The organism is Streptomyces chromofuscus (assembly GCF_015160875.1).
In the GTDB taxonomy this organism is placed as follows: domain Bacteria; phylum Actinomycetota; class Actinomycetes; order Streptomycetales; family Streptomycetaceae; genus Streptomyces; species Streptomyces chromofuscus.
This window is the reverse complement of sequence record NZ_CP063374.1, coordinates 5,038,141-5,054,131: the sequence shown is the minus strand read 5'-3', so window position 1 is coordinate 5,054,131 and position 15,991 is coordinate 5,038,141. Positions and strand designations below refer to the sequence as shown.

Genomic DNA, 15,991 nt, shown 5'->3' with positions numbered 1-15,991 from the left:
CAGGCACAGGCACAGGCACCGGCACCGGCCCGGTCACGTCACGCCGTCGCCGAGCGGTACTTCCGCACGGCCAGGGTGCGGAACACCACGAGGATCAGCAGGGACCACAGCAGCGATGCCAGCACCGGATGCTGCATGGGCCAGGCGTCGGACACCGGATAGCCCGCCGGGAGGTTGCCGAAGAGTTCACGGCAGGCCTGCACGGTGGCGCTGAACGGATTCCAGTCGGCGATGGTCTGCAAAAACGCGGGCATGTTGTCCGAGGGCACGAACGCGTTCGAGATGAAGGTCAGCGGGAACAGCCAGATCAGGCCGCCCGAGGTGGCCGCCTCGGGGGTGCGCACGGACAGGCCGATCAGTGCGCCGATCCAGGAGAACGCGTAGCCGAGCAGGAGCAGCAGGCCGAAGCCGGCCAGTACCTTCCCGACGTTCTCGTGTGTGCGCCAGCCGACCAGGACGGCGACGACGGCGAGCACCACCAGGGTCAGGGCCGTCTGCACCAGGTCGGCGAGGGTGCGGCCGGTGAGGACCGCGCCACGGGCCATGGGCAGTGAGCGGAACCGGTCGATCAGGCCTTTGTGCATGTCGTCGGCGATGCCCGCGCCGGCTCCGGCGGTGGCGAACGTGACGGTCTGCGCGAAGATGCCCGCCATCAGGAACTCGCGGTACCCCGAGGCGCTCAGGCCCGCACCCGGGACGTTGATCGAGCCGCCGAACACATAGCTGAACAGCACCACGAACATGATCGGCTGGAAGAGCCCGAAGATGATCATCTCGGGGATCCGGGACATCCGGATCAGGTTGCGCTTGGCGACGACCAGGGAGTCCCGGACGGACTGGCCGAGCGGATGCGGGCGGGCGGCCCGGGGGGCGGCGTCGGTGACGGCACTCACTTGACGGACTCCTTCTTGCGCTTGCGGCCCCTGGCGTCGGCGGGCGAAGCGCCCTCCTCTGCCTCGTTCGCGTCCTCGACCTCGGCCGCGTGTCCCGTGAGGGAGAGGAACACGTCGTCGAGGGTCGGGCGGCGCAGGCCGATGTCGTCGATCTCGATGCCGCGGGCGTCCAGCTCGCGGATCACCTCGGCGAGGAGCTTGGCTCCGCCGGTGACGGGCACGGTGAGCTTGCGGGTGTGCTCCTCGACGGTGGTGTCGCCCTTGCCGAAGCCGGCCAGCAGCTCCGCGGCCGCCGTCATGTGCTCGCGCTCGTGCACCACGACCTCGACGCGCTCGCCGCCGGTGCGGGCCTTGAGCTCGTCGGAGGTGCCACGGGCGATCACGCGGCCCTGGTCGACGACCGCGATGTCGTGCGCGAGGTGGTCGGCCTCCTCCAGGTACTGGGTGGTCAGCAGCAGCGTCGTGCCGCCCGAGACGAGCTGCTTGATGACCTCCCACAGCTGCTGGCGGTTGCGCGGGTCGAGGCCGGTCGTCGGCTCGTCCATGAACATCACGGGCGGTGAGACCACCAGCGCCGCGGCCAGGTCGAGCCGGCGGCGCATGCCCCCGGAGTAGGTCTTGGCGGGCCGGTCGGCCGCGTCGGCGAGGTTGAACTGGTCGAGCAGCTCGCCCGCGCGGGCCTTGGCGGCCTTCGCGCTCATCTGGTAGAGCTGGCCGACCATCTGGAGGTTCTCCCGGCCGGTGAGGTACTCGTCGACGGCGGCGAACTGGCCGGACAGGCCGATCGAGCGCCGCACCTGGTCGGGCTGTTCCAGTACGTCGATGCCCGCGACGACGGCACGGCCGCTGTCGGGGCGCAACAGGGTCGTCAGACAGCGGACCGTCGTCGTCTTGCCAGCGCCGTTCGGCCCCAGCAGGCCGAGGACGGTGCCCTCGGGGACATCGAGGTCGACGCCGTCCAGTGCCCTTACGTCACCGAAGGTCTTGACCAGACCTTCGGCATAGATGGCGCCTGGCATATGAGTCTCCACGTCGTCGGGATTGCTTTGGGAAGTACGGGTGTGCGGCTTTCACTGCGCCTGAGGGGTGGTGCCACGAAGACACACCATAACGCGATGTATCGCGTCCTTCAACGGAAATTCCCGAACGAGCGACGAAGAGTGCGCGATCTTGACCTGACCCCGGCCCGACCTGGGCCTTCGCAGGTGCCGGTTCGCCCCGGCGACTCAGCCGATGACGGTGTACCCCGCCGTGCGCAGGGCCTCGCCGACCTCGACGCAGTGCGCCGGACCCTTCGTCTCCAGGTGCAGTTCGACCTCCGCCTCCGTGAGCCCGAGCCGTGGATCGGTCCGTACGTGGCTCACGTCGAGGACGTTAGCGTCCACCACTGACAACACCCCGAGGAGCGTCGCCAGGGCTCCCGGCCGGTCCGTCAGCCGCAGCCGTACGGCCAGGTAGCGGCCCTGCGCCGCCATACCGTGCCGCAGGACGCGCTGCATCAGCACCGGATCCACGTTGCCGCCGGACAGCACCGCCACGACCGGGCCCTCGAAGGCACGCGGATCGCTCAGCAGCGCGGCCACGGGACTCGCCCCGGCCGGCTCGACGACCAGCTTCGCCCGTTCCAGGCAGAGCAGCAGCGCGGTGGACAGCTCATCCTCGCTGACCGTCCGGACCTCGTCCACCAGATTTTCGATGATCCCGAACGGCACGTCGCCGGGCCGTCCGACCTTGATGCCGTCGGCCATCGTCGCCGGATTCTCGATCGACACGGGGCGTCCCGCCGCCAGTGAGGGCGGGTACGCCGCCGAGCCCGCCGCCTGCACGCCGACAATCCGTACATCCGGCCGCAGCGCCTTCACGGCGACCGCGATACCGGCCGCCAGACCCCCGCCGCCGATGCCGACGACGATCGTGCGCACCTCCGGGCACTGCTCCAGGATCTCCAGGCCGACCGTGCCCTGGCCGGCGATGATGTCCGGGTGGTCGAAGGGGTGGATGAACACCGCGCCGGTCTCGGCGGCGTACTCCCGCGCGGCTTCCAGGGTCTCGTCGACCACCTGGCCGTGCAGGCGCACCTCCGCGCCGTAGTCGCGCGTCGCACTGATCTTCGGCAGCGGGGCGCCCTTCGGCATGAACACGGTGGAGTGGACGCCGAGCAGCGAGGACGCCAGGGCGACGCCCTGTGCGTGGTTCCCGGCGCTCGCGGCGACCACGCCGGCGGCGCGTTCCTCCGGCAGCAGGCCGGCGATCCGGACGTAGGCGCCGCGGAGCTTGAAGGAGCCGGTCCGCTGGAGGTTCTCGCACTTGAGGTGGACCGGCGCCCCCACCAGCTGGGACAGGTACCTGCTGCCCTCCATGGCGGTGACACGTGCGACGCCGCTGAGCATCTTCTGCGCGCCGCGTACGTCGTCGAGGGTGACCGGGGGCAAGGGGGCGGCCTCGCGGTAGTTCATGACTCAAGTCTCGCAGTTCACACGCCGCCACAGCGGTTGTGACCAACGTCCGAGACCGGTTTCCTCAGCCCCGGTACGGCCTGCCTTTCCTCCGCGTACCCTGTCCCCCAACCCAGCACCCAGCATGAAGTGAGCCCCCGGCCATGCCCACAACACCTGAAATGTCGATGGACATGACGACCGTCGGTGACCCCGGCCTTCTCGACGCGCTGCAGCACGAGGTGGCGGTGTTCGCCCGGCGTGCCGAACAGACCCGGCTCGGCGGGGTCGGTCAGGTGCGCAACTCCATGGACCGCGCCGCGTACCTGCTGCTCAACCGGCTCGACAAGGAAGGGCCGATGGGCGTCAAGGCGCTCGCCGCGAGCATGGGCATCGACTCGTCGACGGTCACCCGGCAGGTGGCTCCGCTGGTCGACACGGGCCTGGTCAAGCGGACCTCGCACCCCGAGGACGGGCGCGCCGTGGTGCTTCAGCTGTCCCCGCGCGGGTCGGCGCGGCTGGAGGAGGTGCGCTCGTCGAGGCGTCAGCTGATGGCCGAGCTGACACACGACTGGGCGCCGGAGGAGCGCGAGGCCTTCTGCACGCTCCTCACCCGCTTCAATCACGCCCTCTCGGCCCGGATGACGGCCCAGGGGGTGCCGGTGGCGGAAGCCCCGCCGGCTTCCTGAGATCACCGGCTTCCTCGTACCGGGGGGTGCCGCGTCGGGTGCGGGCACGCGCGCGGGGCGCCCGGGGCCGGGGCCCGGGGAGGAAGCCGGGGACGGGGCCGGGGTCTCGTACGGTGGCGTGATCATGCCTGGCTGACGACTTGCCTCCATGACCGGCCGACCGCAGGACCGGGGGACCTTCGAGCCGCCTGCCCGGACCTCGGACCGGCGTGACCCTTGACCGGCCCGACCTCGGACCGGCATGACCTGAGTGGCGTGACATCCGCGTGGCGTGCCCCTGGCCGCCTGTCCCTCCCCCGCCACGCGGGCCCCGGCAACGGGCGATTCCCACCGTGCGCGGCTCTTGACCGAAAGCGCGCGCCTACCCTCATATGAGACCGGGTCCTCGTGGTCGTCGTACGCGGGATGGCAGCCGGTGAACCGGATGCGGCGCGGCGGCGCGGGATCCGTTTCCTCAGGTCGGCCTCAGGGGGGAGGCGCGGTGCGAGAACGGCAAGCGTCCCACGGCGCCCGACGGGACCGGGAGTTCGCGGCGTTCGTCGCCGGCGCGGCGGGACGTCTGCTGCACACCGCCACACTGCTCACCGCCGAGGCACCGAACGCCAACCCGCGCGCGCGGCACCTGCTGACGCGGGCCCTGGCCCACACGTACGCCTCGTGGGACCGGCTGCGCGGCGAGGATCCCTACGTCCGCACGCGCGCGTACCTCGCCACCCGCTTCGCCCACCGCGCCTGGCACCAGTACGGCGCCCTCGGCCGGGCCCGCCCGCATCCCGGCAGCCCGCTCGCCGACCTCGTTCCCCAGGAGCGCCTGATCGTGGTCCTCCGGCTGTACGAAGGGGTCGCCGAAGAACAGACGGCGGCGCTGCTCGGACTGCCCACTGAGCGCGTCCACGCCCTGTGCGACCGGGCCACGGCGACCCTGCTGCACCCGCCCCGGCCGGCCACGCCCGCGGTGACGGGCGCGAAAGCGGCGGCATCATGAGCGGGCGCTCGCGGTGAGCCGGGCCGAGCGGGAGGCCGCCGCCCGGCGGATCATGGAGCGGACGCCGCCCCAGGTGCCGCCGGACCTGTGCGCCGACGCCGTACGCCTCGGCGAGCGCCTGCTGCGGCGCAGGGCGCTCGCCCTGCGTCTGGGCTGGCTGCTGCTGTGCACGGCGGCCGTGGCGTTCGCCGTGTGGGCCCTGACCGTGCGCCCCTGGGTGGAGCCGCCGTCGGAGACGACCCCACCGCTCACCGGCTGGTAGCCGCCCGCTGGCCCAGCGCCTGCTGGAGGTCCTCCAGCAGGTCGTCGGCGTTCTCGATGCCGACGGACAGGCGCACCAGGTCACCGGGGACCTCGAGCGCCGAGCCGGCCGCGGAGGCGTGCGTCATCCGGCCGGGGTGCTCGATCAACGACTCGACGCCGCCGAGCGACTCACCGAGGGTGAACACCCGGGCGCGGTTGCAGACCTCGACGGCCGCTTCCTCGCCGCCCTCGACCCGGAAGGAGATCATGCCGCCGAACGCGCGCATCTGCTTGGCGGCGACCTCGTGACCAAGGTGGTCCGGCAGTCCCGGGTAGAGCACACGCGTCACGCGCGCGTGGCGGGTGAGCATGTCGGCGATCTTGCCCGCGTTCTCGCTGTGCCGGTCCATGCGCACGGAGAGGGTCTTGGTGCCGCGCAGCACCAGCCAGGAGTCGAAGGGCCCGGCGACCGCGCCCATCGCGTTCTGGTGGAACGCCAGCTCCTCGCCGAGTTCCGCGTCGCCGACGATCAGCGCGCCGCCCACGACGTCCGAGTGGCCGCCCATGTACTTGGTCAGGGAGTGGACCACGACGTCCGCGCCGAGCGACAGCGGCTGCTGAAGGTAGGGCGTCGCGAAGGTGTTGTCCACGACGAGCCGGGCGCCGGCGTCCCGGGCGACCTGGGCGACGGCGGCGATGTCGGTGATGCCGAGCAGCGGGTTGGAGGGGGTCTCCACCCATACGACCTTGGTCTTCGGCGTGATGGCGGCCCGTACGGCGGCGGGGTCGGCGGTGTCGGCGACCGACCACTCCACGCCCCACCGGGCGACCACCTTCGCGAACAGCCGGAACGTGCCGCCGTACGCGTCGTTGGGGATGACCACGTGGTCGCCGGGGCTGAGCAGCGTGCGCAACAGGCAGTCCTCGGCCGCCAGTCCGGACGCGAACGCGAGGCCGCGACGGCCGCCCTCCAGGGCGGCGAGGTTCTCCTCCAGGGCGGTCCTGGTCGGGTTGGCGCTGCGGCTGTACTCGTAGCCGCCGCGCAGACCGCCTACCCCGTCCTGCTTGTAGGTGGACACCTGGTAGATCGGCGGGACGACCGCGCCGGTGAGGGGGTCGGCCGTGTTGCCCGCGTGGATGGCGAGCGTCTCGAAGTGCTGACTGATGTGCCTGTCGCTCATGGGAACCGAGCGTAAGCGCTGCACCGGCTGTACCGCAGGGCGCGGCGGGGTATGTCCGCAATCCGCGGGTCGCCGGTGTCCGGCCGGGGCCGGTTCCCGGCGGCCCCGCGGGGCGCGGCGCGCACCGCACGTCGACGTTGTCCACAGGCCCGGCGGAGGGGGTTGGCCAATTGTCGGCGGCGTCTGGTTCGCTTGAGGCATGGAAATTCTCTGGGTCCTGTTCGCCCTGCTCCTGATCGGCTTCGCGTTGAGTCCGCTGGTGATGCGCAGGCGCAGGGGGATAGAGCTGGTCACACCGGGCCACCCGGACGCGGCGGACCCCGCGAACTACGGCTTCGTACGGCAGGAGGAGCTGGACGTCCGCATGCCCGGCCCCGACCAGGACCTGGTGGACGTCCTGGACCTGGTGCAGCGCACGCAGGACCACCGGGCCGCCGCGCAGCTCCTCGCGGGTACGGAGGCGGAGGGCGAGCGGCGCTGGCAGCGTGTGCAGGCCTTCGCCGGTGCCGCGGCGCTGGAGCTGCTGCAGCGGCCGGGCGGCGTCAGCGAGACGCCGGGCGGCCAGTGGCTGCGCGTGTGGCGGGCTCAGGCACCCAAGGACGCGGGCGGCGCGGCGGTGCACGCCGAGTTCCTGGTGCAGCAGGCGTGGCGGACGGCGACGCCGGGCACGGACGAGTTCCGGATCATCATGGAGGAGGCGAAGGCGGCGTGCGGCGAGGCGGCGCTGCTCGCCCCCGGTGACCCCGTTCCGTACATCATCGAGCTGTCGGTGGCCCGCGGCCTGGCCTACCCGCGCGCGGAGTTCGAGCAGCTGTGGCTGAAGATTCTGGACCGCGCGCCGAACCACATGGGCGCGCACCTGGCGGCGCTGCACTACTGGTGCGAGAAGTGGCACGGCTCGCGCGAACTGGCGACCCAGTTCGCGGAGGCCGCGGCGGCCCGCGCGCCGCGGGGTTCGCTGCTCGCGGCGATGCCGCTGTTCGCGGTGTTCGAGCATCTCCCCGAGGTCAACCTGGTCGCCGGCTTCTACCAGAGCGAGGTCGTGACCAAGGCGGTCCACGGCGCCCTCCACGCGGTTCACTCGGCCCGCGCCGACGACCCGATGCTGGCGCATGTGCGTCATCTGCTGGTGTTCTTCCTGGTCCGCTCGGAGCGCTGGGCGGAGGCCATGAGCCAGCTGATACACATCGACGGCCACGTGGGGGCCCTGCCCTGGACGCTGTCCCCGGACCCGGCCGCGGAGTTCGCGGTCTACCGGGCGCTCGCGGTGGCGGGATACGAGGCGAACGGCGGCAGCCCGGCGACCCTGCTGCGCTGAGGACGCGGACGCCCAAGGCGGGACGACAGCGGACGGGCGCGGCTCGACGCGGTCGGCTGCCAACGCGGCGCCGGCCTCGGCGGCGGCCACGACGAGCGCGAGTGCGGCCGGTGTCGCTGTCGGACCGGAGGCCGGCCGAGCGCGTTCCCGCCCATCGGCCTGCCATGGACACGTCTTGCACGTCAACCCACCGGTAGGCGATACTCCGCTTCCCCCCACAACTGATCATGACGGGCCGTGCACCCACCTCGGGCCCGCCGCGATCACCCGCGTCACCGTTGTCACGGCACTCCGTTGCCATCACCGCACATCCCGTGGGGGGAACCTGCCCGATGGGCGCGACCCTGCGCGCGCTGCGCGCTCTCCTGCTGCTCGCCGGCTTCTATCTGCTCGGCATCCTGCTGCTGGCGGCCCTCGCCGGCGTCGACTACCTGCTGTACCTGCACGCGCCGTCCGGCCTCGCGGCGAAGCTGTACCTCGTCTCCGTGCTCCTGGCGATCCCGCTGGTCCGCGGACTGTTCATGCTGCGGACGCCGAAGGGCGAGGAGATCGCCGGTCTGCCCGTCACGGAGGCCGACGAGCCCGCACTGTGGCGCACCGTGCGGGAGCTGGCCGACCACGTCGGCACCCGCGCCCCGTCCCGCATCGTGCTGACCGCCGACGTCAACGCGGCCGTCACCGAGGACGCTCGCCTGCTCGGCCTGCTGCCGGGCCCGCGTCGCCTCTACCTCGGCGTACCCCTCCTCCAGGGCCTGACCGAGGCCCAGCTCAGGGCGGTCCTCGCCCACGAGCTGGGGCACTACTCCAACGCCGACACCCGCCTCGCCGCCCTCACCGTGCGCGGCCGCGCCCAGATCCTGCACACCATCGGGCACTTCGAGGAGCGCGCCGGGAAGACCGCGGATCGCGAGAAGGCCCGGCAGGAGAAGAAGAACGCCAAGGCGGCGGCCAAGGGCAAGAAGACGACAGAGGTCGACACCCGGCACGCGGGCATCACCTACCGCGCCATGGCCCGGGTCTACGTCGCCTACGCGAAGCTGTACTTCCGTGCCACGCTGGCCGGCGCCCGCCGCCAGGAGTACGCCGCCGACGCCGCGGCGGCCCGGATCGCGGGCCGTGACGCCACCGCTTCGGCACTGCGCGAGATCCCCGTACTGGACGCCGCGTTCGGGTTCTACATGCGCAGCTACGCCACGCTGGGCGCGGAGGCGGAGCTGCTGCCGCCGCGCGGTGAGGTGTTCGGCGGCTTCGGCCGGATGCTGACCGCCCGCCAGCTCGAGCTGGCCGGCCTGCGCACCGACCTGCCGGCCGAGCAGGTCTCCCCGTACGACTCGCACCCGCCGATCGCCGAGCGGGTCCAGCGCGTCGAGGCGCTGCCCGCCGACGGCCGCACGGACGAGGGCAAGGGCGCCGCCCTCGGCCTGCTGTCCGACCCGGAGCGAACCCTGGCGGCCCTGGAGGACGCGGTCCTGGCGGAGGACGTGCGGCGGTTCCGTCGTACGGGCGACTGGCAGGAGCTGCTCGACGGTTCCATGGGCGGACAGCTCGCCACCCTCAACACCCCGCTGCACCGGGCCCTGGCCCTCTACACCAAGGCCCGCCCCACCCTGCCCGCGCTGCTCGACCTGATCGACGACGGCCAACTCTGGCAGCTGGCGCGGCGGCTGCCGCTGTCCGACGAGGCGGCTGCCGCCAAGGGGCGCGCCTTCCGCGAGTTCGTCCGTCCCACCCTGTGCGAGTCGCTGCAGAGCATGGTGCTGGCCGAGTTCAGCGCACGCGCGCGGGTGCGCTGGGAGTTCTCCTGGGAGCAGCCGGCGGCCGCGCGGCTGCTGCCCGCCCCCGGGGAACCGGCGGCGGAACCCGACACCGCCCTGGGCGCCGCGATCGGCCCCGCGGTGGACTCCGCGCTCGCCGACCACCCGGACACCGGCCCGCTGCGCGCCCTGCTGCCCTCCGCCCCGCACGACCCCGCCGACCGAGAGACGGACAGCTCCCGATGACCGTAGTGCTGTGGATCCTGGGCATCCTGGCCGTGCCCACGCTGATCTTCGTCGTGTGGCTGGCCGGGGTGTTCCTCAAGGAGTTCTTCTCCACCAGCTCCTCCGACGGCGACGACGAGGCCGGTTCCGAGGCGGCCCGGAAGCTCGGCCTGCTGCCCGCCGGCCGGCAGAACACCGAGTACGCCGGTCCGCTGCCCGCCGGCTGGGAGGCGGCGCTGGGCGCCGTGCGGGGTGGGGACTGGAAGGCGGCGGCCGAGCTGATGAGCGGCGTCGGGCGGGACTGGGACCGCCGGTCCGCGGCCGCGTACCTGCTGGGCGACATCGCGGCCGAGGACGACGAGTGGCTGCTCGCGTGGGAGGCCGACCGTCGCGACGACCCGGACGCGGCCGTGGTCCGGGCCCGCAGCACGGTCATCCTGGCCTGGGACATACGCGGCGGCAAGCGGGCCCAGTACACGACGCAGGAACAGTTCGCGGGCTTCCACCGGACGCTGCAGCGGGCCCGCGAGGACATCGGCCGGGCAGCGGCGCTCAACCCCGACGACCCCACGCCGTACCTGACGGAGATCTGGGTCGCGCTCGGCCTCGGCTATCCGCACTCCGAGATGGACAAGCTGTGGGCGGAGATCACGGCCCGGGCCCCGCACCACTACGAGGCCCACTTCTCGGCGCTCCAGTACTGGTGCGAGAAGTGGCGCGGCTCCAAGCGGCTGGCCACGGAGTTCGCCGAGCGGGCGGCGGCGAAGGCGCCGCTGGGCAGCCTGCTGACGGTGCTGCCGCTGATCGCCCACTTCGAACACGACGACTCGAACGACCCCGAGGTCGACCGCACGCCCGAGATGGTGGCCCGGGTGGACGCCGGACTGGCGGACGCCGCCGCGGCCGACCCGGCGCATCCGCGGCTGCCGGAGCTGCGTCACCTGCTGGCGTACTACCTCTCGCTGCAGGACCGGGACGAGATGGCGGTCGAGCAGTTCAGACTCGTGGACGGGCATGTGAACGCGCTGCCGTGGCGTTACCAGGGCGACGGGGCCGAGATGGCGGCGTACTACTGCCGCATACGCGACGCGTCGGCGCAGGTCGTCGCCGCCGGCTGACGTACGGCCGGAATCCGGGGCGGCGCCGCGACGTTGTCGAGGTGCCGCCCCGGGACGACCGGCGACCGGGAGGGGCCCGTCGCCCGCCCGGGAAGACATGCTGTTCGGCCGTACGCCCCGCCTGCCCACCCCCGAGCAGGCGCTGAAGGGCCGCCCCGGGCCGGCCTTCGCGGTGCCCGACCGCCACACCGTCCTCGGCAACCCCCTGCTCGGCCCCTACCCCGAGGGCCTGGAAATCGCCGACTTCGGCCTCGGCTGCTTCTGGGGCGCCGAGCGCACGTTCCTTAGGCTCCCGGAGGGCGTGTGGACGACCCTGGTCGGCTACCAGGGCGGCCACACCGAGAACCCGATGTACGAGGAGGTCTGCTCGGGTGACCGGCCACACGGAGGCGGTCCGGGTGGTCCACGACCCGAAGGTGATCTCGTACGCCGGTCTCCTGAAGACGTTCTGGGAGGCCCACGACCCGACGCAGGGCTTCCGTCAAGGCAACGACGTGGGCACGCAGTACCGCTCGGCGATCTACACCCACACCCCGGAGCAGGCCGCCGCGGCCGAGGCGTCCCGGGAGGCCCACCAGAGAGTCCTGACCGGCTCGGGCTACGGGTGATGCCGGAGCGGGCCGATCAGCAGGCCAACCGGGTGCGGCGTGGCCAGGCCCGAGGCAGACCGCCCCGGCCTTCGACCGGGAGGCATACAAGCAGCGCAACACCGTCGAGCATTGCATCAACCGCTTGAAGCAGCGCGCGGTATCGCTGCCCGCTGCACCACCCTGCGTGGCGCGGAGCTGAGCTTGCGAGTGGCTGGGTGGCAGCTCAAGCGGTGCTTGTTGGATGTCGCCACCTGGTGACTCACGACCGGCCGTCTTCAGCCGGTCGGGCCGAGGAGCGCCCATGCGGACTGCCAGGACCATCCCTGGCCGACGTTGAGCGAGATGTTGAGGAGGGCCATCTCCTCCAGTGCGCGGGCCATGCGCAGCCCGCCCGCGTCGATGGGCCGGAAGCCGAGCGAGGCGAGGAGCTCGGAAACGGTCTTCTTCGCCTCGGTGTCGTCGCCGGCGTAGAAGGCGGTGAGCGTGATGCCCTGCTCGACGGGGTTGTTCAGGCGCGCGGCGAGGATGGTGTTGAAGGCCTTCACCACCGGCACGTCGGGCAGGTGGCGCTGCAAGGTCTGCGCTGCGGAGGTCTCCTCGATGTCGAGATCGGTGAGAGTGGCGTTCAGCGGATTGGTGAGGTCGACGACGACCTTGCCACGCACAGCGGAGGCCAGTTCGTCCGCGACGGCCGTCACCGCGCTACCGGGTACGGCCAGCACCACGATGTCCGCTTCGCCGACCGCGTCCAGGTTGTTCTCAGCTACCCGTGCGCCGGTCTGTGCCGCGGAGGCGACTGCCTTGCGCCGGTCGGTGGCGGACACCGAAACGCTGTGGCCGGCGGCCACAGCAGCCTTACTGAGGGCGGTGCCGACATTGCCCGCACCAATGATCGCTATACGCACGACGATCCCGTCTTTCGAAGTTTCATGTGCTGTCGCCCAGAAGACAAGACTGTGGCGTGCTTTGTGACATGTGGGCCTACCGTCTGTCACTCACCGTTCCTGTAGAGCGGGCTGACTCTCGGAGCCCGCAGTCCGCGGAGCCGATCAGCACCGACCATCCGTGAGTGGCTCACACCGGCCTCGGGTCACGGTCGCCGGGCAGGTACTCGACGTTCAGCCGGATCAACGTGCCGTGGATCAGGGGGAGTTCACCGCAGTGGTCGAGCCAGGGGCCACGGGCCTGCAGACGGGGGTGCATCCGGTCCCAGGCCAGGGCTTCGGCCGTGCCGTAGCGGGTGGTGTCGCACGTCGTGGTCTGGTCGGGGGTGTGCCAGGAGTCCGGCTTGGAGAAGGTGAGGACGCCGCCGTGCTTGCGGGGCTGTCCGCCGCGTGGGGTGGAGCGGCGCGGTCCGGCGTCGCGGAGCATGACCCGGTCCGAGCGCAGCCGGCCGACCAGCTCGACGGGCAGATCGGCCAGGACATAGGCGAGACGGGTGACGTCGTAGCCGGTGTCCATCACGACGAGGATGTCCGCATCGCCCGGCCGCCACTGCCCGGCCCGCACGAGCCGGGTGACCACGTCGCGCAGCTGGGCGGCGGTCACCGCGGTGGCGTCGTCGGCCGGCCCCAGCCGGATCGCGTTCAGCACGGCCGTCCACGGCGAGACTCTTCACCAGCGGCCGTTCCTTCACGCGACGTTGCTCGACACCTCGAAGCGTGAAGAACGGCCGCCCTGCTGTCCCGCGAACGAACCAAGATCAGCGGGTCAGGTGAACGGCCGAGGTTAAACACCAAGCTCAGTCGCCACTCCCGTACGGCCGGGTCAGGATTTCCAGTCTGTGGCCGTTCGGGTCGTCGAAGTAGGCGCCCCGGCCGCCGTCGTTGTGGTTGATCTCGCCGGGGCGGGTGTGGTGCGGGTCCGCCCAGTAGGTCAGGTCGGCCTGCCGGATGCGGGTGAAGATCGTGTCGAAGTCGGCTTCCGAGACCAGGAAAGCGTAGTGCTGCGGGGCGATGTCGCCCGGCGTGTTCATGTAGTCGAGCGTCACGCCGTTCGGGATCTCGACGGGGGTGAAGGGGCCGTAGGGCGGGCTCACCTCCAGGCCCAGGAGGTCGGCGAGGAAACGGGCCGAGGCCTCCTTGTCGTGGGCGGCGACGATGGTGTGGTTCAGCTGGACGGTCATGGGGGCCTCCTCGTCGTACGGCCGCGTCGTCCACTTACCTCAACGCCCCGTGCCGACCGGACATTTCCCCCTCTCTCCCGGAACGCTCGTCGGCGGCCCGTACCCCTGGGGATACCGGGCCGCCGACAGAGCCATGTGAACATCAGTTCACTGAAGGGCGACGGTCAGATCGTCGCGGTGTCGATCACGAACCGGTACCGGACGTCGCTCGCCAGCACCCGCTCGTACGCCTCGTTGATCTGGTCCGCCCGGATCAGCTCGATCTCGGCGCCAAGCCCGTGCGCGGCGCAGAAGTCGAGCATCTCCTGGGTCTCCCGGATGCCGCCGATGCTCGACCCGGCGAGGGTCTTGCGGCCGCTGATCACCGAGAACAGGTTGAACGAGATGGGCTCCTCGGGGGCGCCCACGTTCACCAGCGCGCCGTCCGTCTTCAGCAGCCCGAGGTACGCGCCGAAGTCGAGCGGCGCCGACACCGTCGACACGATCAGGTCGAAGGTGCCCGCCAGCTCCTCGAAGGTCTTCGGGTCGCTGGTGGCGTAGTAGTGGTCCGCGCCCAGCTTCAGCCCGTCGTCCTTCTTGCGCAGCGACTGGGACAGGACCGTCACCTCCGCGCCGAGCGCGTGGGCGATCTTGACGGCCATGTGGCCGAGGCCGCCCATGCCGACCACGGCGACCTTCTTGCCGGGACCGGCGTTCCAGTGCTTGAGCGGGGAGTACGTGGTGACGCCGGCGCACAGCAGCGGCGCGGCCTCGTCGAGACCGATGCCCTCGGGGATGCCGACGACGTAGTTCTCGTCGACGACGATCTTCTGCGAGTAGCCGCCGTAGGTCGGCTCCCCGTCCTTGCCGACGCCGTTGTACGTCATCACGGCGCCCTGCGTGCAGTACTGCTCCAGGCCGGCCTTGCAGTTGTCGCACTCACGGCAGGAGTCGACCATGCAGCCGACGCCCACCCGGTCGCCGACGGTGAACTTGGTGACGCCGGACCCCACCTCGGCGACGATGCCGGCGATCTCGTGGCCGGGCACCATCGGGAAGATGGCCTCGCCCCAGCCCTCGCGGGCCTGGTGAATGTCGGAGTGACAGATTCCGGCGTACTTGATGTCGATCAGGACATCGAACTCGCCGACCTCCCGCCGCTCGATCGTCGTGCGCTCCAGCGGAGCCTTGGCGGCGGGGGCGGCGTACGCGCTGACAGTGGTCATGCCGTTGGTCTCCTAGCGATGCGGGTCCGCGCCCGGCCGCCTTCCGACCGGGCACAGCTCAAGGTTGCCGCCGGTTCGCGTACCCACCCAGGTCACCGCTTTGCGTACGTCCCCCGTGCGTACCACTGGCGGGGACAGGTTCGTGTGCGTACGACCGTGAATACTGGATGTATGGACGAACAGCTCAGGCCCGTGGAGGAGCTCGGCGCCGGCCTGGACCGGCGGGCCGAGCTGTGCGAGTTCCTGCGCAGCCGGCGGGCCCGGCTGAAGCCGGGGGACGTGGGGCTGCCGGACTACGGACGGCACCGCAGGGTCCCCGGTCTGCGCCGCGAGGAGCTGGCGCAGCTGGCCGGGGTGTCGGTGGCGTACTACACGCGGCTGGAGCAGGGCAACGGGCGCAACGTGTCGGCGGAGGTGCTGGACGCGATCGCGCGGGCGCTGCGGCTGACCGACGCCGAGCACGCCCACCTGACGCACCTGGCCGCGCCGAAGCAGCACAAGAAGAAGCCGACGGCGCGTACCCAGCAGGTGCGCGTCGCGCTGCGGCAGCTGCTGGACACGATGGACGCCGTCCCGGCGTACGTCGTGGGCCGCCGTTCGGACATCCTGGCGTGGAACCGGATGGCCGCGGCCGTCTTCGGCGACTGGGCTGAGCTGCCGGCGCAGGAGCGGAACTGGGCGCGGCTGGTGTTCCTGAGGCCGAAGTACCGCGAGCTGTTCGTGGACTGGGACCAGAAGGCGTCCGACATCGTCGCCTTCCTGCGCATGGACGCCGGCTGCCATCCGGACGATCCGCGGCTGTCGGCGCTGGTGGGCGAGCTCTCCGTGAAGAGCGGCGAGTTCCGGCGGCTGTGGGCCACCCACGACGTCAAGGAGAAGAGCCACGGCGTCAAGCTGCTGCGCCACCCGCTGGTCGGTGAACTGTCCCTGTCCTTCGAGACGTTCCGCCTGGCCGACGACGTCGAACAGTCGCTGACCACCTACCACGCGGAACCGGACTCCGCGTCCGCGGAGGCCCTGCGCCTGCTGGCCAGCTGGGGACGGGACGCGACGCGCGCGGGCACGGGATCTTCGGCGTCGTCGGCCTGAGGGCCGAGGGCGGCGCGGCCCGAGTCCCGGGCAGGACCGTCGTCCGCGGGCACTCGTTCCTAGCGCACGAAAGCCCGCCGGGAGCAGAACTCCCGGCGGGCTTCCCGCTCACGGCCTCACGGATTCACTGCGGCCGATGCC

The 15,991-nt window shown here is 71.6% G+C and carries 14 protein-coding genes and 3 pseudogenes; 9 read left to right on the top strand and 8 right to left on the bottom strand.

Features of this window, described 5'->3' with window-relative positions; translation table 11 throughout:
• Window positions 1–38 precede the first annotated feature (38 nt).
• The 3 genes from IPT68_RS22895 to ilvA all read right to left on the bottom strand — a co-directional run bounded on the left by IPT68_RS22895 (window position 39) and on the right by ilvA (window position 3,349).
• The gene (locus tag IPT68_RS22895) at window positions 39–893 is read right to left on the bottom strand and encodes an ABC transporter permease (protein ID WP_189696245.1); all 855 of its coding nucleotides are present in this window, start codon (window positions 891–893) and stop codon (window positions 39–41) included.
• Window positions 890–1,912 carry an ATP-binding cassette domain-containing protein gene (locus IPT68_RS22890; protein WP_189696244.1) on the bottom strand — a complete coding sequence of 341 codons (1,023 nt, stop codon included), beginning with the start codon at window positions 1,910–1,912 and terminating at the stop codon, window positions 890–892. The genes IPT68_RS22895 and IPT68_RS22890 overlap by 4 nt, the downstream gene beginning before the upstream one ends.
• A 207-nt stretch (window positions 1,913–2,119) precedes the next feature.
• Window positions 2,120–3,349: a threonine ammonia-lyase gene (gene ilvA / locus IPT68_RS22885; RefSeq protein WP_189696243.1), complete on the bottom strand. Its 1,230-nt coding sequence runs from the start codon at window positions 3,347–3,349 to the stop codon at window positions 2,120–2,122.
• 161 nt (window positions 3,350–3,510) lie between these two features.
• Here ilvA and IPT68_RS22880 point away from each other — a divergent pair, with 161 nt between their 5' ends.
• From IPT68_RS22880 to IPT68_RS22870, 3 genes are all read left to right on the top strand, one after another.
• Window positions 3,511–4,017 carry a MarR family winged helix-turn-helix transcriptional regulator gene (locus IPT68_RS22880; protein ID WP_189696242.1) on the top strand — a complete coding sequence of 169 codons (507 nt, stop codon included), beginning with the start codon at window positions 3,511–3,513 and terminating at the stop codon, window positions 4,015–4,017.
• Window positions 4,018–4,498: 481 nt separating this feature from the next.
• The gene (locus tag IPT68_RS22875; RefSeq protein WP_189696241.1) at window positions 4,499–5,002 is read left to right on the top strand and encodes a sigma factor-like helix-turn-helix DNA-binding protein; all 504 of its coding nucleotides are present in this window, start codon (window positions 4,499–4,501) and stop codon (window positions 5,000–5,002) included.
• Between the two features lie 13 nt (window positions 5,003–5,015).
• Window positions 5,016–5,264 carry a hypothetical protein gene (locus IPT68_RS22870; RefSeq protein WP_189696240.1) on the top strand — a complete coding sequence of 83 codons (249 nt, stop codon included), beginning with the start codon at window positions 5,016–5,018 and terminating at the stop codon, window positions 5,262–5,264.
• Here the strand turns inward: IPT68_RS22870 and IPT68_RS22865 are convergent.
• The gene (locus tag IPT68_RS22865; RefSeq protein ID WP_189696239.1) at window positions 5,251–6,426 is read right to left on the bottom strand and encodes a cystathionine gamma-synthase; all 1,176 of its coding nucleotides are present in this window, start codon (window positions 6,424–6,426) and stop codon (window positions 5,251–5,253) included. The genes IPT68_RS22870 and IPT68_RS22865 overlap by 14 nt on opposite strands.
• A 199-nt stretch (window positions 6,427–6,625) precedes the next feature.
• Between IPT68_RS22865 and IPT68_RS22860 the strand changes: the two genes are divergently transcribed.
• From IPT68_RS22860 to IPT68_RS22840, 5 genes and pseudogenes are all read left to right on the top strand, one after another.
• The gene (locus IPT68_RS22860) at window positions 6,626–7,744 is read left to right on the top strand and encodes a hypothetical protein (protein WP_189696238.1); all 1,119 of its coding nucleotides are present in this window, start codon (window positions 6,626–6,628) and stop codon (window positions 7,742–7,744) included.
• 332 nt (window positions 7,745–8,076) lie between these two features.
• Window positions 8,077–9,744 (top strand): M48 family metallopeptidase, encoded by a 1,668-nt coding sequence (locus IPT68_RS22855; protein WP_189696237.1) that lies wholly within the window; start codon window positions 8,077–8,079, stop codon window positions 9,742–9,744.
• On the top strand, window positions 9,741–10,841 hold the full coding sequence (locus IPT68_RS22850) for a hypothetical protein (protein WP_189696236.1): 1,101 nt from the start codon (window positions 9,741–9,743) through the stop codon (window positions 10,839–10,841). Before IPT68_RS22855 ends, IPT68_RS22850 begins: the two co-directional genes overlap by 4 nt.
• A gap of 97 nt (window positions 10,842–10,938) precedes the next feature.
• Window positions 10,939–11,446, top strand: a pseudogene (msrA, locus tag IPT68_RS22845) (peptide-methionine (S)-S-oxide reductase MsrA); the annotation flags it as partial.
• Window positions 11,446–11,582 (top strand): annotated as a pseudogene (locus IPT68_RS22840) (IS5/IS1182 family transposase); the annotation flags it as partial. The pseudogenes msrA and IPT68_RS22840, both read left to right, overlap by 1 nt.
• 124 nt (window positions 11,583–11,706) lie before the next feature.
• Here the strand turns inward: IPT68_RS22840 and IPT68_RS22835 are convergent.
• The 4 genes and pseudogenes from IPT68_RS22835 to IPT68_RS22820 form a co-directional block, all read right to left on the bottom strand.
• The gene (locus IPT68_RS22835; protein ID WP_407699466.1) at window positions 11,707–12,279 is read right to left on the bottom strand and encodes an NADPH-dependent F420 reductase; all 573 of its coding nucleotides are present in this window, start codon (window positions 12,277–12,279) and stop codon (window positions 11,707–11,709) included.
• A gap of 229 nt (window positions 12,280–12,508) precedes the next feature.
• Window positions 12,509–13,033, bottom strand: a pseudogene (locus IPT68_RS22830) (transposase); the annotation flags it as partial.
• Window positions 13,034–13,172: 139 nt separating this feature from the next.
• Window positions 13,173–13,556 (bottom strand): VOC family protein, encoded by a 384-nt coding sequence (locus IPT68_RS22825; RefSeq protein WP_189696234.1) that lies wholly within the window; start codon window positions 13,554–13,556, stop codon window positions 13,173–13,175.
• Window positions 13,557–13,720: 164 nt separating this feature from the next.
• Window positions 13,721–14,761, bottom strand: a complete 1,041-nt coding sequence (locus IPT68_RS22820) for an NAD(P)-dependent alcohol dehydrogenase (RefSeq protein WP_189696233.1) — start codon at window positions 14,759–14,761, stop codon at window positions 13,721–13,723.
• Window positions 14,762–14,932: 171 nt separating this feature from the next.
• On the opposite strand from IPT68_RS22820, the gene IPT68_RS22815 reads away from it, so the two are divergent.
• Window positions 14,933–15,850 carry a helix-turn-helix domain-containing protein gene (locus IPT68_RS22815; RefSeq protein WP_189696232.1) on the top strand — a complete coding sequence of 306 codons (918 nt, stop codon included), beginning with the start codon at window positions 14,933–14,935 and terminating at the stop codon, window positions 15,848–15,850.
• Window positions 15,851–15,991: the final 141 nt, after the last annotated feature.

Coding starts and splice junctions, on each gene's coding strand:
- ilvA (WP_189696243.1), bottom strand. CDS start 3,349: ATGAACTACCGCGAGGCCGCCCCCTTGCCCCCGGTCACCCTCGACGAC.
- IPT68_RS22865 (WP_189696239.1), bottom strand. CDS start 6,426: ATGAGCGACAGGCACATCAGTCAGCACTTCGAGACGCTCGCCATCCAC.
- IPT68_RS22825 (WP_189696234.1), bottom strand. CDS start 13,556: ATGACCGTCCAGCTGAACCACACCATCGTCGCCGCCCACGACAAGGAG.
- IPT68_RS22860 (WP_189696238.1), top strand. CDS start 6,626: ATGGAAATTCTCTGGGTCCTGTTCGCCCTGCTCCTGATCGGCTTCGCG.
- IPT68_RS22820 (WP_189696233.1), bottom strand. CDS start 14,761: ATGACCACTGTCAGCGCGTACGCCGCCCCCGCCGCCAAGGCTCCGCTG.
- IPT68_RS22815 (WP_189696232.1), top strand. CDS start 14,933: ATGGACGAACAGCTCAGGCCCGTGGAGGAGCTCGGCGCCGGCCTGGAC.
- IPT68_RS22850 (WP_189696236.1), top strand. CDS start 9,741: ATGACCGTAGTGCTGTGGATCCTGGGCATCCTGGCCGTGCCCACGCTG.
- IPT68_RS22855 (WP_189696237.1), top strand. CDS start 8,077: ATGGGCGCGACCCTGCGCGCGCTGCGCGCTCTCCTGCTGCTCGCCGGC.
- IPT68_RS22880 (WP_189696242.1), top strand. CDS start 3,511: ATGTCGATGGACATGACGACCGTCGGTGACCCCGGCCTTCTCGACGCG.
- IPT68_RS22890 (WP_189696244.1), bottom strand. CDS start 1,912: ATGCCAGGCGCCATCTATGCCGAAGGTCTGGTCAAGACCTTCGGTGAC.